The 15,729-nt window shown below is 66.0% G+C and carries 14 protein-coding genes; 9 read left to right on the top strand and 5 right to left on the bottom strand.

Features of this window, described 5'->3' with window-relative positions; translation table 11 throughout:
- Positions 1–14: 14 nt before the first annotated feature.
- Positions 15–776: a LuxR family transcriptional regulator gene (locus ACODS9_RS04455; protein WP_401108872.1), complete on the bottom strand. Its 762-nt coding sequence runs from the start codon at positions 774–776 to the stop codon at positions 15–17.
- Between the two features lie 172 nt (positions 777–948).
- Between ACODS9_RS04455 and ACODS9_RS04450 the strand changes: the two genes are divergently transcribed.
- The 6 genes from ACODS9_RS04450 to ACODS9_RS04425 are packed head-to-tail and all read left to right on the top strand — an operon-like array spanning position 949 to position 7,171.
- A complete protein-coding gene (locus ACODS9_RS04450; RefSeq protein WP_023631947.1) occupies positions 949–1,839 on the top strand; it encodes a proline iminopeptidase-family hydrolase in 891 nt (296 codons plus the stop codon).
- Positions 1,840–1,842: 3 nt separating this feature from the next.
- Entirely contained in the window at positions 1,843–2,790 is a 948-nt protein-coding gene (locus ACODS9_RS04445; RefSeq protein WP_401108561.1) for an ABC transporter permease, read from the top strand.
- Positions 2,787–3,641: an ABC transporter permease gene (locus tag ACODS9_RS04440; protein WP_489093338.1), complete on the top strand. Its 855-nt coding sequence runs from the start codon at positions 2,787–2,789 to the stop codon at positions 3,639–3,641. The genes ACODS9_RS04445 and ACODS9_RS04440 overlap by 4 nt, the downstream gene beginning before the upstream one ends.
- Positions 3,638–4,624 (top strand): ABC transporter ATP-binding protein, encoded by a 987-nt coding sequence (locus ACODS9_RS04435; protein WP_489093337.1) that lies wholly within the window; start codon positions 3,638–3,640, stop codon positions 4,622–4,624. The genes ACODS9_RS04440 and ACODS9_RS04435 overlap by 4 nt, the downstream gene beginning before the upstream one ends.
- Positions 4,621–5,595: an ABC transporter ATP-binding protein gene (locus ACODS9_RS04430; RefSeq protein WP_489093336.1), complete on the top strand. Its 975-nt coding sequence runs from the start codon at positions 4,621–4,623 to the stop codon at positions 5,593–5,595. Before ACODS9_RS04435 ends, ACODS9_RS04430 begins: the two co-directional genes overlap by 4 nt.
- Positions 5,596–5,629: 34 nt before the next feature.
- Positions 5,630–7,171: an ABC transporter substrate-binding protein gene (locus tag ACODS9_RS04425; RefSeq protein ID WP_401108550.1), complete on the top strand. Its 1,542-nt coding sequence runs from the start codon at positions 5,630–5,632 to the stop codon at positions 7,169–7,171.
- Positions 7,172–7,207: 36 nt separating this feature from the next.
- On the opposite strand, the gene ACODS9_RS04420 is transcribed toward ACODS9_RS04425, so the two are convergent.
- From ACODS9_RS04420 to ACODS9_RS04405, 4 genes are all read right to left on the bottom strand, one after another.
- Entirely contained in the window at positions 7,208–9,355 is a 2,148-nt protein-coding gene (locus ACODS9_RS04420) for a hypothetical protein (RefSeq protein WP_489093335.1), read from the bottom strand.
- Positions 9,342–10,544 carry a DUF3142 domain-containing protein gene (locus ACODS9_RS04415; RefSeq protein ID WP_489093334.1) on the bottom strand — a complete coding sequence of 401 codons (1,203 nt, stop codon included), beginning with the start codon at positions 10,542–10,544 and terminating at the stop codon, positions 9,342–9,344. The genes ACODS9_RS04420 and ACODS9_RS04415 overlap by 14 nt, the downstream gene beginning before the upstream one ends.
- 75 nt (positions 10,545–10,619) lie before the next feature.
- Positions 10,620–11,027, bottom strand: coding sequence for a hypothetical protein (locus ACODS9_RS04410; protein ID WP_401108543.1), 408 nt, complete (start codon positions 11,025–11,027; stop codon positions 10,620–10,622).
- A 40-nt stretch (positions 11,028–11,067) separates the two neighbouring features.
- Positions 11,068–11,553 carry a DUF2846 domain-containing protein gene (locus ACODS9_RS04405; RefSeq protein ID WP_160291250.1) on the bottom strand — a complete coding sequence of 162 codons (486 nt, stop codon included), beginning with the start codon at positions 11,551–11,553 and terminating at the stop codon, positions 11,068–11,070.
- Positions 11,554–12,200: 647 nt separating this feature from the next.
- Between ACODS9_RS04405 and ACODS9_RS04400 the strand changes: the two genes are divergently transcribed.
- Genes ACODS9_RS04400 through ACODS9_RS04390 form a run of 3 tightly spaced genes read left to right on the top strand, consistent with a single transcriptional unit; the run spans position 12,201 to position 15,708 of the window.
- Complete coding sequence (locus ACODS9_RS04400) at positions 12,201–14,063, top strand: 3-dehydroquinate synthase (protein ID WP_489093333.1); 1,863 nt, start codon at positions 12,201–12,203, stop codon at positions 14,061–14,063.
- Entirely contained in the window at positions 14,060–14,950 is an 891-nt protein-coding gene (locus tag ACODS9_RS04395; protein ID WP_489093332.1) for a UbiA family prenyltransferase, read from the top strand. Before ACODS9_RS04400 ends, ACODS9_RS04395 begins: the two co-directional genes overlap by 4 nt.
- Complete coding sequence (locus ACODS9_RS04390; RefSeq protein WP_489093331.1) at positions 14,947–15,708, top strand: EboA domain-containing protein; 762 nt, start codon at positions 14,947–14,949, stop codon at positions 15,706–15,708. Before ACODS9_RS04395 ends, ACODS9_RS04390 begins: the two co-directional genes overlap by 4 nt.
- The last annotated feature ends 21 nt before the right edge of the window (positions 15,709–15,729 follow it).

Below are 15,729 nucleotides of genomic sequence, written 5' to 3'. Positions count from 1 at the left end.
TTTTTTTGCCCCTTTCACGGGTCGAGCAGGCGGTAATGCACCGCCCGGGCGACCGCCTGGACGCGGTTCTTGGCCCCGAGCTTGTGCATGGCCGAGGTCAGGTGCAGGGAAATCGTCGCCAGCGAGCGATTGAGCTTGTCGGCGATCTCCCCCGCCGTCAGGCCCTCGGCGGCCCAGCGCAGGCACTCGGCCTCGCGACGGGTCAGGCGGATGGCGCGGGTGGCCGACTCCTTGGCCAGCAATGGGTGGGCGGCCTCCTGCAAGGCATGGGCGATCAGGCTGAAATCGGCAAGGTGTTCCCGGGCGTCGTCCAGGTCGCGCTGGCTGGCCTGCGGGCGCAGGCCGGTCAGGGTCGCCAGGCCGCCGCGCGGCAGGTGGATGGGTACGGTTACCCCGCAGGTCAGTTGCGCATCGTGCAGGTAGCCGACCACCGGGGCATGGCGCCTGTCGATCAAGCGCTGCAGGACGGTCTCGCCCTTGGGCAGGTACGACCAGACAAAGGGGGCGATGGAGGACACGGCCACCTGCTGCACCGGATCGATCTGGTAGAAGCCCTCGGAGCACCACAGGTCCTGCCAGTCTTTCGGGGTCTGGCGCAGCCTGACCACGGACGGGGTGATCAGCTCGCCGGTGTGGTCCAGCGGTACCGGGCTGTAGTCATACACCAGGGCGTCGAAGCCCAGTTGCGCCGCCAGGTCGGCGACGCTGTCCATCTGTTCGTCCAGGCTGTTGCCTGACGCCAGACGCGAATTGAGTTCAGCCACCTTGGCCTGCATACCTGACACTCCCTGTGATTCCTTTTGGATTTCCATCTCGAAGTCCGGCACGTAGAATGCCACGGCTTGGCGCGGGACTGCCATACAAAACCTATAGGAAACACTAGCTTGTAGGCGACGAAATCTCCTGCGCTAGTTATAGCCCCAAGCCATGGCCAACAGGAGAGTAGCGATGTGGCGTGAGATGCAACCTGACCAGCGGTTCGATGTAGAGGTCGATGGCCACAACGTCGTGGTGTACAGCTTTGGCGAAGGGGACGAGGTGCTGTTGTGCCTCAATGGCGGGCCGGGGCTGCCCTGCGACTACCTGCGCGACGCCCATGCCTGGCTCAAGGACAAGGGTATCCGCGTGGTCGCCTTCGACCAGCTGGGCACCGGCGCCTCCGACCGCCCGGATGACGACAGCCTGTGGAACATCACCCGCTACGTGGCCGAGGTCGAACGTGTGCGCCAGGCCCTGGACCTGGGTCGCGTGCACATGCTGGGGCATTCCTGGGGCGGCTGGCTGGCAATCGAGTACGCCATTCATCACCCGCAGTCGCTGAAAAGTCTGATTCTCGAAAACACCGTCGGCGATATCCCGCACCTGATCACCGAGCTTGAACGCCTGCGCGGCGCCCTGGGCAGCGAGACCGTGGCGATGATGCAGCGCCACGAGGCCCTGGGCACCCTCGACCATCCCCAGTACCAGGCGGCCATCACCCTGCTCAACTACCGCCACGTCTGCCGCCTCGAGCAGTGGCCGGCGCCGATCCAGCGCTCGCTGGGTGACTGGAACATGGGCCCGTACAGCACCATGCAGGGCCCCAACGAGTTCCTTTATATCGGCAACCTCAAGGACTGGAACCGCCTCGAGCAGATGGGCGAGTTCCGCATGCCGGTGCTGATCACCACCGGCCAGCATGACGAACTGACCCCCGCCTGCGCCATGCGCATGAACCTGGCCCTGCACGGCCGCGCCGAGCTGCACGTGTTCCCCAACAGCAGCCACATGCCGTTCTACGAAGAACCCCAGGCCTATTTCCCGGTGTTGCTGGACTTCCTGCAGCGCAACCGGGGTTGATCGATGAGCCTGGCACGTTATCGGTTCGTCCTGATCCGCCCGTTGCAACTGCTGCCGGTACTGCTGGGCATCAGCATCATCACCTTCGTGCTGGTGCGCTCGATCCCCGGCGACCCGGCGCGGGTGCTGCTGGGCGCGCGCAGCACGCCGGATGCGATCGCGAAGATTCGCGCCCAGTTCGGCCTCGACGAGCCGATCTGGGTGCAGTACCTGTATTTCCTCAAGAACCTGCTCAACGGCGACCTGGGCAAGTCGCTGCTGTACAAGGTCGATGCCCTGCCGCTGATTGCCGGGCGTATCGAGCCGACCGTGTTGCTGGTGCTGGGCAGCGTGCTGCTGGCGTTGCTGATCGCCGTGCCGCTGGCCACCCTCGCCGCCCGGCACAAGGGCGGCTGGGCCGACAACCTGATCCGCCTGTTCACCACCGCCGGGCTCGGTCTGCCGGCCTTCTGGCTGGGGCTGATGCTGATCTTGCTGTTCAGCGTGCACTGGGGGCTGTTCCCGGTGTCCGGCTATGGCCGCACCTGGCCAGACAAGCTGCACCATTTGGTGTTGCCGTGCCTGACCATCGCCCTGGCACTCTCGGCGGTGCTGGTGCGCAACCTGCGCGCGAGCATTCTCCTGGAGCTGCAGGCCGACCACGTCACCGCCGCCCGCGCCCGCGGCCTGGGCGAAGGGGCGATCCTGCGCCGACACGTCCTGCCCAACGCCATGTTGCCCACCATCAACCTGCTGGCGGTCAACATCGGCTGGCTGATCAGTGGCACCGTGGTGATCGAAAGCCTGTTCTCGCTGCCCGGCGTCGGCCAGTTGCTGGTGCGCGGCATCTTTACCCGCGACTACATGGTGGTCCAGGGCGTGGCCATGGTGCTGGCCTGCGCCACGGTAGGAGTGAACTTCATCGCCGACGTGGTGACCACCGCCCTCGACCCGCGGGTGAATATCCAATGAGCCAGAGCCCCGCACTGGCGGTGCGCTGGCGCCTGGCCTGGCACCTGGGCAATGGCCGCCTGACGCTGTACTGCGGCCTGGCGATCGTCCTCGGCTGGTGCCTGCTGGCCTTGTGCGCGCCGTGGATCGCGCCGTTCGACCCACTGGCGCAGAACGCCGACCTGCGCCTGGCCGCGCCCAGACTTGGTCACCCGTTCGGTACCGACAATTTTGGCCGCGACATCCTTTCACGGGTGATCTGGGGCGCGCGCATCGACCTGCAGATGGCGCTGATCGGGGTGATCTTCCCGTTCCTGCTGGGCACCTGCATCGGCGCGGTTTCCGGCTATGTCGGCGGGTTGCTGGACAACGTCTGCATGCGCCTGGTCGATATCGTCCTGGCCTTCCCGTTCCTGGTGCTGATGCTGGCGATCATGGCCATCCTCGGCCCGGGCCTGGGCAGTTTCTACATCGCCATGGCCCTGGTGGGTTGGGTGTCCTATGCGCGGTTGATCCGCTCGCAGATCCTGGTGCTCAAGCAAGGCGATTTCGCCCTGGCCGCCAGGAGCCTGGGGTTCAGCCACCGACGCGTGCTGTTCGGCCACCTGCTGCCCAATGCCCTGTTCGGCTCGGTGGTGTTCTGCATGTCGGATGCCGTGCTGGTGCTGCTCAACGGCGCGGCCGTCAGCTACCTGGGCCTTGGCGTGCAGCCGCCCACTCCGGAGTGGGGCACCATGGTGGCCGAGGGGCAAAGCTTCATCACCAGCGCCTGGTGGATCTGCACTTTCCCGGGCCTGGCCGTGGTGACCCTGGCCATGGGCTTCAGCCTGCTGGCCGACGGCGTCGCCGAGCTGCTGGGAGACCGCACATGAGCCCTGCCCTGCTCCAGGTCCGCGAACTGAGCGTCATCGCCCGCGCCGGCCAACGCGATGTCACTCTGGTCGATCGCCTGTCGTTCGACCTCGGCGAGGGCGAGATCCTCGGCCTGGTGGGCGAAAGCGGCTCGGGCAAGACCCTGGCCTGTCGCGGCCTGATGCGCCTGCTGCCATCGCCCAATCTGCGCCTCGAAGGCCAGGCCGTGCGCCTGGCCGGCAACGACCTGCTGCGCCTGGACGAAGCCGGCATGCGCCGTATGCGCGGTCGCGAGCTGGGCATGATCTTCCAGAACCCCAGTAGCCACCTCGACCCGCTGATGCGCATCGGCGCGCAGATCGCCGAGGGCATCCGCCTGCACCAGGGCGCCTCGCGGCGCGAAGCGCGGGCCGAGGCCATCGAGGTGCTGCGCCAGGTCGGCATCCCCGACCCGAAAACCCGCGTCGACAGCTATCCCCACGAGTTCTCCGGCGGCATGCGGCAACGGGCGATGATCGCCGTGGCCCTGGGCTGCAACCCCAAGGTGCTGATCGCCGACGAGCCGACCACGGCGCTGGACGTCACCGTGCAGGCGCAGATCCTGCGCCTGCTGCTCGAGCTGCGCGACCGCCGCGGCCTGTCGATGATCCTGATCAGCCACGACCTCGGCGTGGTGGCGCAGACCTGCGACAGCATCGCCGTGATGTACGCCGGGCGCCTGTGTGAACACGGCGCCAAGCAGGCCCTGCTGAGCCAGCCGCGCCACCCCTACAGCGCCGGGCTGCTGGCCTGTCACCCCGCGGCGCGGCGCCACGCGGGGCTGATGAACACCATTGCCGGGCAACCGCCGCTGCTCGACGCCCTGCCCGCAGGGTGCCGCTTCGAACCGCGCTGCCCGCAGGCCACGCCTGACTGCCGGGCACAATTGCCGGAACTGCGGGTGATCGGCCCCGGCCATCGCCTGGCCTGCCATACCCCGCTGCTGACCGGAGGCCTGTCATGACCACGCTGTTGCAGGTCAACGACCTGCATGTGCAGTTCCCCGCCCCGGGCGGCGGCCTGTTGAACCTGCGTCCACGCAAGGTCAACGCCGTCAACGGCGCGTCGCTGAGCCTTGCCGCCCACCAGGCCCTGGGCCTGGTGGGCGAGTCGGGTTGCGGCAAGAGCACACTGGCCCGGGCCATCCTGCAACTGACCCCGGCCAGCAGCGGCCAGGTGCTGTTCGACGGCAGCGACATGCGCCAGGGCAACCGCCTGGATATCGAGCGCCTGCGCCGCGAGACCGCGATGATCTTCCAGGACCCGTACAGCGCGCTCAATCCACGCCAGCGCATCGGCCAGATCCTCGCCGAGGTGCTGCAGGTGCAGCGCAAGGTGCCCGCCGCGCAGATCCCGGCCCGGGTCACCGAACTGCTCGGCCTGGTCGGCCTACGCGCGGAACTCGCCGAGCGCAAGCCCGGTTCGCTCAGTGGCGGCCAGTGCCAGCGGGTCGGCATCGCCCGGGCGCTGGCCGTCGAGCCCCGGCTGATCGTCGCCGACGAGTGCGTTGCCGCCCTCGACGTGTCGATCCAGGGGCAGATCATCAACCTGCTGCTGGAACTGCGCCAGCGCATGGGCCTGGCCCTGCTGTTCATCACCCACGACCTGGGCGTGGTACGCCACCTGTGCGACCGGGTGGCGGTGATGTACCTGGGGCGGATCGTCGAGGAAGGCCCGGTGGCCGAGGTCTTCGACGACCCGCGCCATCCCTACACCGCCGCGCTGGTGCAGTCCATCGCCGACATCGACCCGGCCCGGCGCCTGCCGCAGCACCCGCTGGCCGGCGAGCCGCCGAGCCCGCTGCAGCCACCGTCCGGCTGCGCCTTTCACCCTCGTTGCCGCTACGCGTTGCCCCAGTGCGGCGCAGATATTCCCCCCAGCCACGCAGAAGGTGGCCGCTACCATGCATGCGTCCACCCGCGCCTGCCGTGCTGACCCACCCCACATGACCATCAAACGGAGCTTGAGCATGAAACCCACCGCATTGAAGTTACTCACCGCCGCCGTGCTGGCCGCCAGCACCCTGGCCGGTGGCATGGCCCAGGCCGCCGGCGTGCTGACCATCGGCTGCCGCGAGGAGAGCACCACCTTCGACCCGATCAAGAGCGCGCAGAACCGCGACAGCTGGGTCTTCGCCAACGTCTACGACGTGCTGGTGCGCGTCGACAACAGCGGCACCAAGCTGCTGCCGGGCCTGGCCGAAAGCTGGAAGGTTTCCGACGACGGCCTGACCTACACCTTCAAGGTCCGCGCAGCCAAGTTCTCCGACGGCTCGCCGCTGACTGCCAGCGATGCGGCGTTCTCCCTGCTGCGCATCCGCGACAACCCCGGCTCGCTGTGGTCCGACTCCTACAAGATCATCGACAAGGCCGAAGCGCCGGATGACCGCACCCTGGTGGTGACCCTGAAGAACAAGTCGGTGCCGTTCCTCGCGCAACTGGCCACCGCCAACGTGTCGATCCTGTCGAAAAAGGCCATGGACGCCATCGGTGAAGAGGCCTACGCCCAGGAGCCGGTGACCTCCGGCGCGTTCAAGGTCAAGGAGTGGCTGCGCGGCGACCGCGTGATTCTGGAGAAGAACCCCTACTTCTGGGAAGCCGACAAGGTCAGCCTGGACGGCGTGGAGTGGATCTCGATCCCCGACGACAACACGCGCATGCTCAAGGTCCAGGCCGGCGAGCTGGACTCGGCGATCTTCGTGCCGTTCTCCCGCGTCGACGCGCTGCAGAAAGACAAGAGCCTGACCATCCACATCGACCCGTCGACCCGCGAGGACCACCTGCTCATCAACCATGAGAAAGGCCTGCTGGGCAAGGTCGAGGTGCGCGAGGCCATCGACCTGGCGATCGACAAGAAGGCCCTGGTGGAAACCGTGACCTTCGGCCATGGCGAGGCGGCCTACTCGTACATTCCAAAAGGCGCGCTGTACCACAACGCCAACAACCCGCAACGCCCGTTCGACCCGGCCAAGGCCCGTGAACTGCTGAAGAAGGCCGGTGCCGAGGGGCTCAAGGTCAACTACGTGGTCAACGCCGGCAACGAGGCCGACGAGCAGATTGCCGTGCTGGTACAGAAGCAGCTGGCCGATGTCGGCATCACCGCCAACCTGCAGAAAGTCGACCCGACCCAGAGCTGGCAGATGCTGGTCGATGGCGACTACGACCTGTCGGTGATGTACTGGACCAACGACGTGCTCGACCCGGACCAGAAGACCACCTTCGTGCTTGGCCACGACACCAACCAGAACTACATGACCCGCTACCACAACGACAAGGTCAAGGACCTGGTGGCCGCGGCCCGGGTGGAGACCGACCCGGTCAAGCGCGGGCAGATGTACCAGGACCTGCAGAAGCTGGCCAAGCAGGACGTGCACTGGATCGACCTGTACTACAGCCCGTACATCAACATCTCGCGCAGCAATATCCAGAACTTCCTGCAGAACCCGTTGGGCCGTTTCACGCTTGAGGAAACGGTGAAGCAGGATGCTGGGGTGAAGACTGCACAGAAGTGAAGGTCAGGGGGCGGCTGATGGCCGCCCCTTTTTGTTTCACACCTTGGCCTTGCGCCGCCGCAGCCACACCCAGGCAACCCCCGCCAATACCACCAACCCCACCGGTAGCGCTTGCGCCTTGTACGGCCGCAACGCCGCCCGCGCGGCATCCAGCTTCTCTGTCACGTAGCGTTTGTTGGCCTGGTCGAACCGGGGCGCTTCGCACTGGTTGCCGAAATCCTCTGCCCACTGCACAAACGGCCCCTGCTGGACGTAGCGCTTGTACAGCGCGCTTTCCTGCTCGGTGCCCGGCACCCAGCCCGCCGCCGTGCACAGCACCGCGGCGAAGGCCTGGCTGCTGCGCGGCAATTGGTCCGCGGCCTGGTTGGCCAGGTCAGCGGCGACATAGCGGTAGTGGTAGCGCTGGTCGGGCTTGGCTTCGGTCGCCAACTGGCGCTGCACCTCGCCGGCACCGATGAACGGCCCGGGCTGCAGGGTGGCGCTGCCCAGGCTGAAGCTGCCGCCCAGCCAGGCATAGTCCGGCGCCATTTCGTAGCCGAGGATCTCCATGCCGGCGCCGCGTGCCAAGGTGGCCGCGGCAAACAGCGCCTCGGCACGGCCCGTGGGTGTCCAGCGCGAGACGGCCTCCTGGCGGTGCTGGCCGTAGGCCTTGGCATCAGCCTGCAACTGCGCCGTGGCGAAGTAGCCGGGCGCCTCGTCGTAACGGCCCTCGCGCAGCAGGCGCCGGCCCAGCAGCTCGCGCAGCTGCGTCGCCACCGGTCGCGGTACATAGCCGCCCTCTTCCACCTTGGGTGCCGGTGGCGCCGGCACATGGGCATCGACATAGCCCTTGAGCTCGTCCAGGGTCAGCACGCGGTCGGCCACGTTGGCCGTATCCTGCCAGTAGATCTCCTGGCTGCGGTACAGCAAGTCGAAGGCCTGCAGGTAGTCGCCACGCTCCAGCGCCAGGATTGCGCCCTCGCCTTCGACCCGGCAACCGGGCTTGACGCTTTCGTAGTCCCAATCGGGTGTCTGTCTCGAGCCCCACGACTCTTCGCGGGGGAACGCCGCGGCGGCCTTGGCGTAGGCAGCGGCTGCCTGGGCCTTGTCGCCATCGCGCAAGGCCAGCTTGGCGCGCAGCCACCAGGCAAGGCCGGTATCGCCAGCCTGCTGCAGATAACTCCTGGTCGCGGCATAGTTGCCTTGCTGGTAGGTCAATGCAGCCAAGCGGTCGGCGTCTTCCAGCTTGTCGCCGACACTGGCCTGCAGCAACCCGGGCAGGCGCCGGGCCTGGGTTGGCGGCTGGCCGTCATAGTCCCAACCGAGATGGCTGAGCAGATAGGCGGTGAGCAGCTTGCGTGGCATCGGTTGTGCCAACTGCGTCTTCAGCTGTTCATCGGGCAGGCTCACCAGTTCGTTGGCAAGCTGCCTGAGCGAGCTGTAGCCACTGCCCGAGCCCAGACGGCTCTGGCTGGCATACAAGCGGATGGCGTTGTTCCAGTCGCCGGCGAGCTTGGCCAGGCGGGCCTCCTCGCCAAGGCTGGCAACCCCCAGTTCCAATGGGTCGCTGAAGCCTTCGGCGCTGAGCGCGCGGGCTTGCTGGAAAGCCTCGCGCGCCTGGGCTTGCAGGGCCTGCGGGGTCTGTTGCGGGTCATCACTGGCCTCGAAGCTCCGGGCCATCAAGGCCCGCCCCTGCGAGTAGGCCGCCCAGGTGCTGCGCAGCTTGCGTTGTTCAGCTGGCAGGGCCAGCACCTTGGCGAAATAATCCGCGGCCAGGGCGTGCTCGTCTGTGTCGAAAGCCACCGCGCCGGCAATGTACAGGCGCAGTTCATCCGGCAGTTCGGCGCCCTGCTCCAGCACTTGTTGCGGATCCGCCAGGGCACGCAGTTGCGCGACCTTCTCGCGCAGCGATTGCGGTAGCTCGCTTGCCTCGATACGGCTGCGCTGCTCACGGTAAGGTCGGTCGTTGTCGTCACTGTCCCAGTAAGGCGTCAGGGTCACATCGGTGGCGGGCTTGAGGCCTGCGATTTGCTCGCCGAGGCGATTCACCTCGAAACCGAAATTGCCTTCCGGCAACTCGGCCAGGGTGTGCGCTCGGTCGCCGAGCAACTGCATCGGGAAGTCCGGGCCACAGGCCAGCGCCGGAACGGCCGGCACGCTCAGGGACAGGTACAGCAGGTGCCGGGGCCAGTTACGGGTAGACATTCCATGCTCCTTGATCGATTCCATGGCAGCGCGCCCAGCCGAGGACGCGCCGGCCGCCAGCGGCAAGACGCGCGCTGGACTGGCGGTTGAAGGTGAGTTGTTGCGGGGGTTGCTGCAAGCGGTAGCCGTTGAGCCCGTCGGCGGCGTCACAGGATGCGACGTCCAGTTCCACCCGCGCAGGTATCGGCAGGTCGAGATTGCCGACGTTGACCAGCGTGATGTCGCGCAGCGCCGCCTGCCCGGACAGTTCCACCCGCCAGTGGCTGGCGAGCGCGTCGCCTCGCGCCACCGCCTTCAACGTGGTCAGGCTCCAGGCGCGGCGGTCGCCGGGCAACGGCAGGCGGAACCAGATCAGCCCGGCCAGGTGCGCAGGTGGCTGGTTGCGCAATTGCCTGCCCAGGTCCGCCAGTTGTTGTGGATCGGCCAGCAGTTCGCGGCGTTCGCCACCACGGTTCAACGGTGTTTCGCTTTCCACAACGGGCGCACCGCCGGTATCAGGCAGCAACGCGACGCCATAGGCGGGCAAGGCCAGGTAGAACGGTTTTTCGCTGACTTGGCCCCAGCGTTCGGCCCATTGCCTGGCCTGCGCCGGATCGAACAGGCCGCGACGCGGGTCGCTCACTGCGTGCACCTGCAAAACACTGCTGTCCACCGCCTGCAACAGCGCCGGCAGCTGCGGGCTGTCGAGCCAGGCGGGCAATGCGGTGATGCTCAGCTTCAGGCCCGGCGGCAGTTGTGCGCGCAGTTTCAGAAGAAATTCGCCATAGCCCGCAAGGCGGACGCTGCCGCTGTCATGGTCGATCTCCAACCCCTCCAGGGGCACACCCGCGGCCTGCCAGTCCGCCAGCAGGCGCGCCATTTGTGGGCCTGCCTCCTGCAGGTTGAGCGTCGGCAACTGGCCGTCCAGGCGCACAACGGCGATCACCGGCCTGCCATCGGCCTTGAGCCGTGGCAGGTCGACCAGCGCCCTGCTCCACCCGGCCTTGGGCTGCGCTTGCAAGGCCAGCACGCGCAAGGTCGAAAAGTCGGCGCGGCTGTCCGCCAGGGCCTGCTCGTGGGCGGGTTGCCATTGGCGTTGCCAGATATAGAGCTGCTGGTCGAGCGGCGGTGCGGGCTCAGGCCGGCAGCCGGAGAGCGCTCCGAGCACGACACAGAAGAACAGGTGACGCAGGGACGGGGTGGCGGGCATGCAATCCTTTGTCTGGCGCGTTGGGCTGCCGGTGGCGAGGTGGCGATATTACCTCAACCCGGCACGCTATCGCGCTCAGCGCCCGCCAATCAAGCTATCGACCCGTTCACCGGTCGCCAGGTCTTCGATGACGAAACCGAACCAGTCATCGCTCTCCACACGTTTCATGCCGTACTCACGCCCGGCAACCAGTGTGACATCCCGGAAAATCGACGGCGTGGCCCGGGTGTCGATCCAGCGCTTCACTTCCAAGCGATGGGGCCCGGGCGTGAGGCGATACTCGCGGCGGGAGGTGTAGACGATCCACCAGGTGTCCACGCCATCCACCGTGGCGATGGTGAGGAACTTGTCGATCGCGCGGATCTTGGCCGTTTCGTTGTCCGCCAGCCCTTGCGCGCCTTTTTCGACATAGGCCGCGCAGCCGCTGGCGATCGCGCAGGTCAGTAGCAACAAGCCGTTGCGGGCAAGACGCAGACATTGCATAGGGACATTTCTCACTCGTAGGTTTCCAGGCGGCTGCCTGTCACTGCGCCTGCAGCGCGTTGTCGATGTACATGCTGTCGCGCATTTCCCGCAGCGCGGTCGGCGCCGGCACCTGGCCAAGGTTCGAAGACACCCCCACATTCAGCCCACCGGGGCCGATGCCCGGGGCGAATTGCATGCCACCTCCCAGCCTCAGGTAGTAGGCCTGGCCGTTGCGCAGGTCCAGGGTGCCGTTGACGTTCAAGGGGTAGAGGTCCAGGGCCCAGCGGGTGGCAACCTGGTGCTGGCCTTGTGGCAGGTAGAAGTAGGTGAAAGAACGGTTCTTCACTTCACTGACCTCCTTGCCATCGATGACCAGCGTGGGGCTGCGCCAGTAAGGGGCAACACCGGTACGGTAGAGGTAGACCAGCGCCGCGTCTTGCTTGAGGGGTGCGACCTCGGCGAACTCGGCACCGTTGTGCAAGGTGGTGCAGGCACCGAGAAATAGCGTTGCAGCTAAAGAAGCGGCGGTTTTCAAGCGTGCCATGGGGTTCCTTGGAGGGCGTGCGGTCCGTCGGGGGGTGGCAATCTAACATCGCACGGCATCGGCGACAACGCTGGGTGGCGCACCTCGCTCGAACTACAGATGGTGTCCTGCCAGGGGTGGAGTACGGATGTACTCCTTGCTCGAATGGGCTGAGATTGCCATCGTTCAGCGGGAAACGAGATCTGACGCTTTTGTCGGTAATCGCTGTGCAGGTTGTATGAAGACTGTAAGTAAAACGTTTTGTGTAACTACACATCATTTTAATTAGTTGCGCACTAGTTAGAATACTATCTAGTCCCCACCTCAACTTAAAAGCCGGAGAATACAAGCAGCGGATAAAAATAAAATGATTATCATTCAGTCAGTGAATATCCATAACCATTCCGGTTAATCATTTATATATATTCACGATTAATAATTCGCAAGCATTCTAATGCACGCCTAAAAATCACGAGTTTCATCTAACCCTTCGCCCCACATTTACTTGCAAAAGCGAAGTGGCCGACTAGTTTTGTGTTTGTCTTCGCCAACATCATAAATACAACTCCCCCGCCATTTAGTTCAGAGGAGTCCATGTCCTCGCGTCCATGGGGCGTGACGTTCGATTGCTGAAACGGAAATCAGTCAAATAACAAGAGGGACGCTTGATGAAGCGCAGCCGCGGGTATCGTGCGCTCTCGCAAAGAGGGCCGGGCAAACATTTCTGGTTGTCAGTACTGTGCTTCTCAGGCCTGGTGATCGCCAGCTTTGTATTATTCGAACAACAGATCCAGAACTTCCTCTCCCACCTCGAACACTTCCTGCCTTCGACCCCCGCCCAGATGCTGACCCTGGCGTTGCTGCTGATCAGCTTACTGGCGCTGGACGTGGTACTACCCGTGCCGTCGAGCATGGTCGCGCTGCTTGCGGTGGCGACGCTTGGCAGCGTTGGCGGCTACCTGGTGATCTTCATTGGCCTGTGCCTGGGTGCCGGGCTGGGGTATGCGCTGGGGGCCGGGTATTTTCGCCTGCTGTCCAGCCGCCTGGGCTTGCACCAGCGCCAGCCGGGGCAACTGGCGTATCGGCTGGGCACGCTATCGTTGATCTGCCTGCGTGGCGTGCCGGTGCTGGCGGAAACCTCGGTGGTGGCGGCCGGCATGCAGCGCTATCCGCTGCGCGCCTTCATCCTCGTCACTACCCTGGCCAATGCCGGCCTGGCACTGGCCTACAGCGCCATCGGCAGCTTCCTGGTCGCGCAGAACGCGCTGCTGGTGACCCTGCTCGCCGGCATGGTCCTGCCCGCGCTGTTCATCGCCGGGTACAGCCTGTTCAAGGCCTTGCGCAAGGGTGAACCACTGCGCGGACGTTTCACCGTCAGTTACGACTACCCCGTGGTGTTCACCGAGCACCTGTTCGATCCGCTCAACACCTGCCTGCATCGCCAGCTCACCGCACAGCAGCGTGGTCGGGTAACGGTGCTGGTCTTCGCCGATGAACAGTTGCTGCGTTGCGCACCGCACCTGCCGGGCCAGATCGACGCCTACTTTGCCGCCCATGACGCGGACCTGAACCTGAAAGCCGCGCCCATCGCCGTGCCGGCCGGTGAGCTGAGCAAGGACGCACAGGTATTGCAACAGCTGTACAGCGACATGCTGAGCCATGGGCTCGACCGCCATTGCTTCGTACTGGCCCTGGGCGGCGGCGCCGTGCTGGACGCGGTGGGCTACGCCTGCGCCACCTTTCACCGGGGCATGCGCCTGATCCGCATCCCCAGCACGGTACTGGCACAGAACGACGCGGGCATCGGCGTGAAAAACGGCATCAACGCCTTCGGCCAGAAGAACCTGCTCGGCGCCTTCTACCCCGCCAGCGCGGTGATCAATGACTTCCAGCTGCTCACCACGCTTGCCCACCGCGACCGCATCGCCGGCCTGGCCGAGGCCGTCAAGGTGGCGCTGATCAAGGACCGCGCCTTCTTCGAGTGGATGGAGCGGGAGGCCGACGCCCTCGCCCACTTCGATCATCCTGCCAGCCGCTACGCCATCCGCCGTTGCGCCGAGCTGCACCTGGGGCACATCACCGGCGCTGGCGATCCCTTCGAACGCGGCAACGGACGCCCCTTGGACTACGGCCACTGGGCGGCGCACAAGCTGGAAAACCTCAGCCAGCACCGCCTGCGCCATGGTGAAGCGGTGGCGGTGGGCATGGCCCTCGACGGGCTCTATGCCAATGCCCTGGGTCTGTTGAGCGATGCCGACAGCGAGCGCGTCATCAGCCTGTTGCTCAGGCTTGGCTTCAACCTGTGCCCACCGGAGCTGAGCCTGAAAGATGCGCATGGGCGTTCGCGGGTGTTGCTCGGGCTCGAGGAGTTTCGCCAGCACCTCGGCGGCCAGCTGTCCATCCCCATGCTCAGCTGCATCGGGACATCGGTCGACCTGCACGAGATCGATGACGCCCTGATGGAACAGGCGCTGCTGCGGCTGGTCAGCCAGCGCGCGCCCCTCACCCTGGGCGAGGGCTGCGCGCAATGAACCCGATCGCGCCGGACCTGAAAACCTGGATGACCGTTGGCCGGGTTTCCAACCTGCCCACGGTGTGGACCAACACCCTGGCCGCCGCCCTGCTGGCCAGCAGCGCCGGCGCCCTGGCGCCACCCTCCTCGCTGGTGTGGCTCCTGCTGCTAGCCATGCTGTCGCTGCTGTACCTGGCCGGCATGCTGCTGAACGACCTGCTGGACGCCGATTGGGACCAACAGCACAGCAACGCCCGCCCCATCACCCTCGGGCTGGTCAGCCGACGGCAGGTGCGCCTGGCCATCTACGGGTTGCTGCTGCTGGCCGCGACCGCGGCGCTCGGCCTGAGCCGCCTGGTCGAACAGCCGCACTGGCTGCTGGGCAGCGTCACCCTGCTGGTGGGCTGCATTCTCGGCTACAACCTGCTGCACAAGACCCACGTCCACAGCGTCTGGTTGATGGGCGCATGCCGCTCGGCGCTGTACCTCACCGCGGCGGCCAGCCTGGCGGTGCCGGCGCAGCCCATCTGGCTGTGCGCGATCCTGCTGGGCGTGTACATCAGCGGCCTGACCTACCTGGCACGCCAGGAGCACCTCAACCAGTTGCTCAGCCGCCTGCCCCTGCTGCTGATGCTCAGCCCGCTGGCCCTGGCGGCCTACGCCGACACCCTGTGGTTCTGGCCGGTGTTGCTGCTGTGGCTGGGCTGGTTGGGCTGGCACTACTGGCTGCACCTCGCCGATCCGCGGCGCCGACAAGTACGCGCCTTCATCGGCGCGGGGCTGGCGGCCCTGCCGCTGTTCGATGCCCTGGTGCTGGCGGTGGCCGACCAGCCCCTGGGCAGCCTGCTGTGCGTCCTGGTGTTCTTCCTGCTCCCACACCTCCAACGCTGGATCAAACCGACATGAACAGTCATATCGCTTCGTCGCCAACGGCGGCGCTGGACATGCGCCACGACTGCCTGGCCGAACGGCTGCAGGCCTTGGTCGCGCAACTCGATCAGACCGAGTTGCAGTGGTGGCACCAGGCGCAGGAACGCCTCGGGCAGTCGCCGGACGCCAACACTGCCGCCCTGCTGAGCAGCCAGTGCAAGCGCCGCATCGGCGACCGGGCCATGCCCGACGATGAGGGTTGGAGCCAGCTGCAACTGGCACGCGCGCTGCTACTGGCACAGGTCCTCGACCAGCAACCCCAGGCCGGGCAGCTGCCTTTGCTGCGCCAGTTGTTCCTCTGGGGCGACGACCAGGAAAAGGTCGCCCTGCTCAAGGCCCTGGACTGGCTCGACAGCCGTGGCGCGTGCCTGGAGCTGGCCTTGCAGGCCGGGCGCACCAGCAACAGCCAGGTGTTCGCCGCCCTCGCCCTCGACACCCTCTACCCGTCCCGCCATTACCCGGAGCGGGCGTTCCACCAGCTGGTGCTCAAAGCGCTCGGCATGGGGCTGGACGTGAGGCGCCTGCGCGGCCTGAGCGAGCGCCAGGGCGTCACCCTCAACCAACTGGCCCTTGATCTGCTGGATGAGCAACTGGCTGCCGCGCGCCCGGTTTCCGGCGGTCTGTACCTGGCGATTGCCTTCAACCTGCTCAGCCCGGCGCAACACCAGCGGCTGCTCGGCCTCAGCCGTCAGCAATGCCTGCCCCCCGGCTGGCATGAGCACCTGGCCACCTGATACCCGACGATGCCTTCTCCC

It is taken from the genome of Pseudomonas sp. FG36, from assembly GCF_057809275.1.
This window is presented reverse-complemented; position numbering and strand designations above follow the sequence as displayed.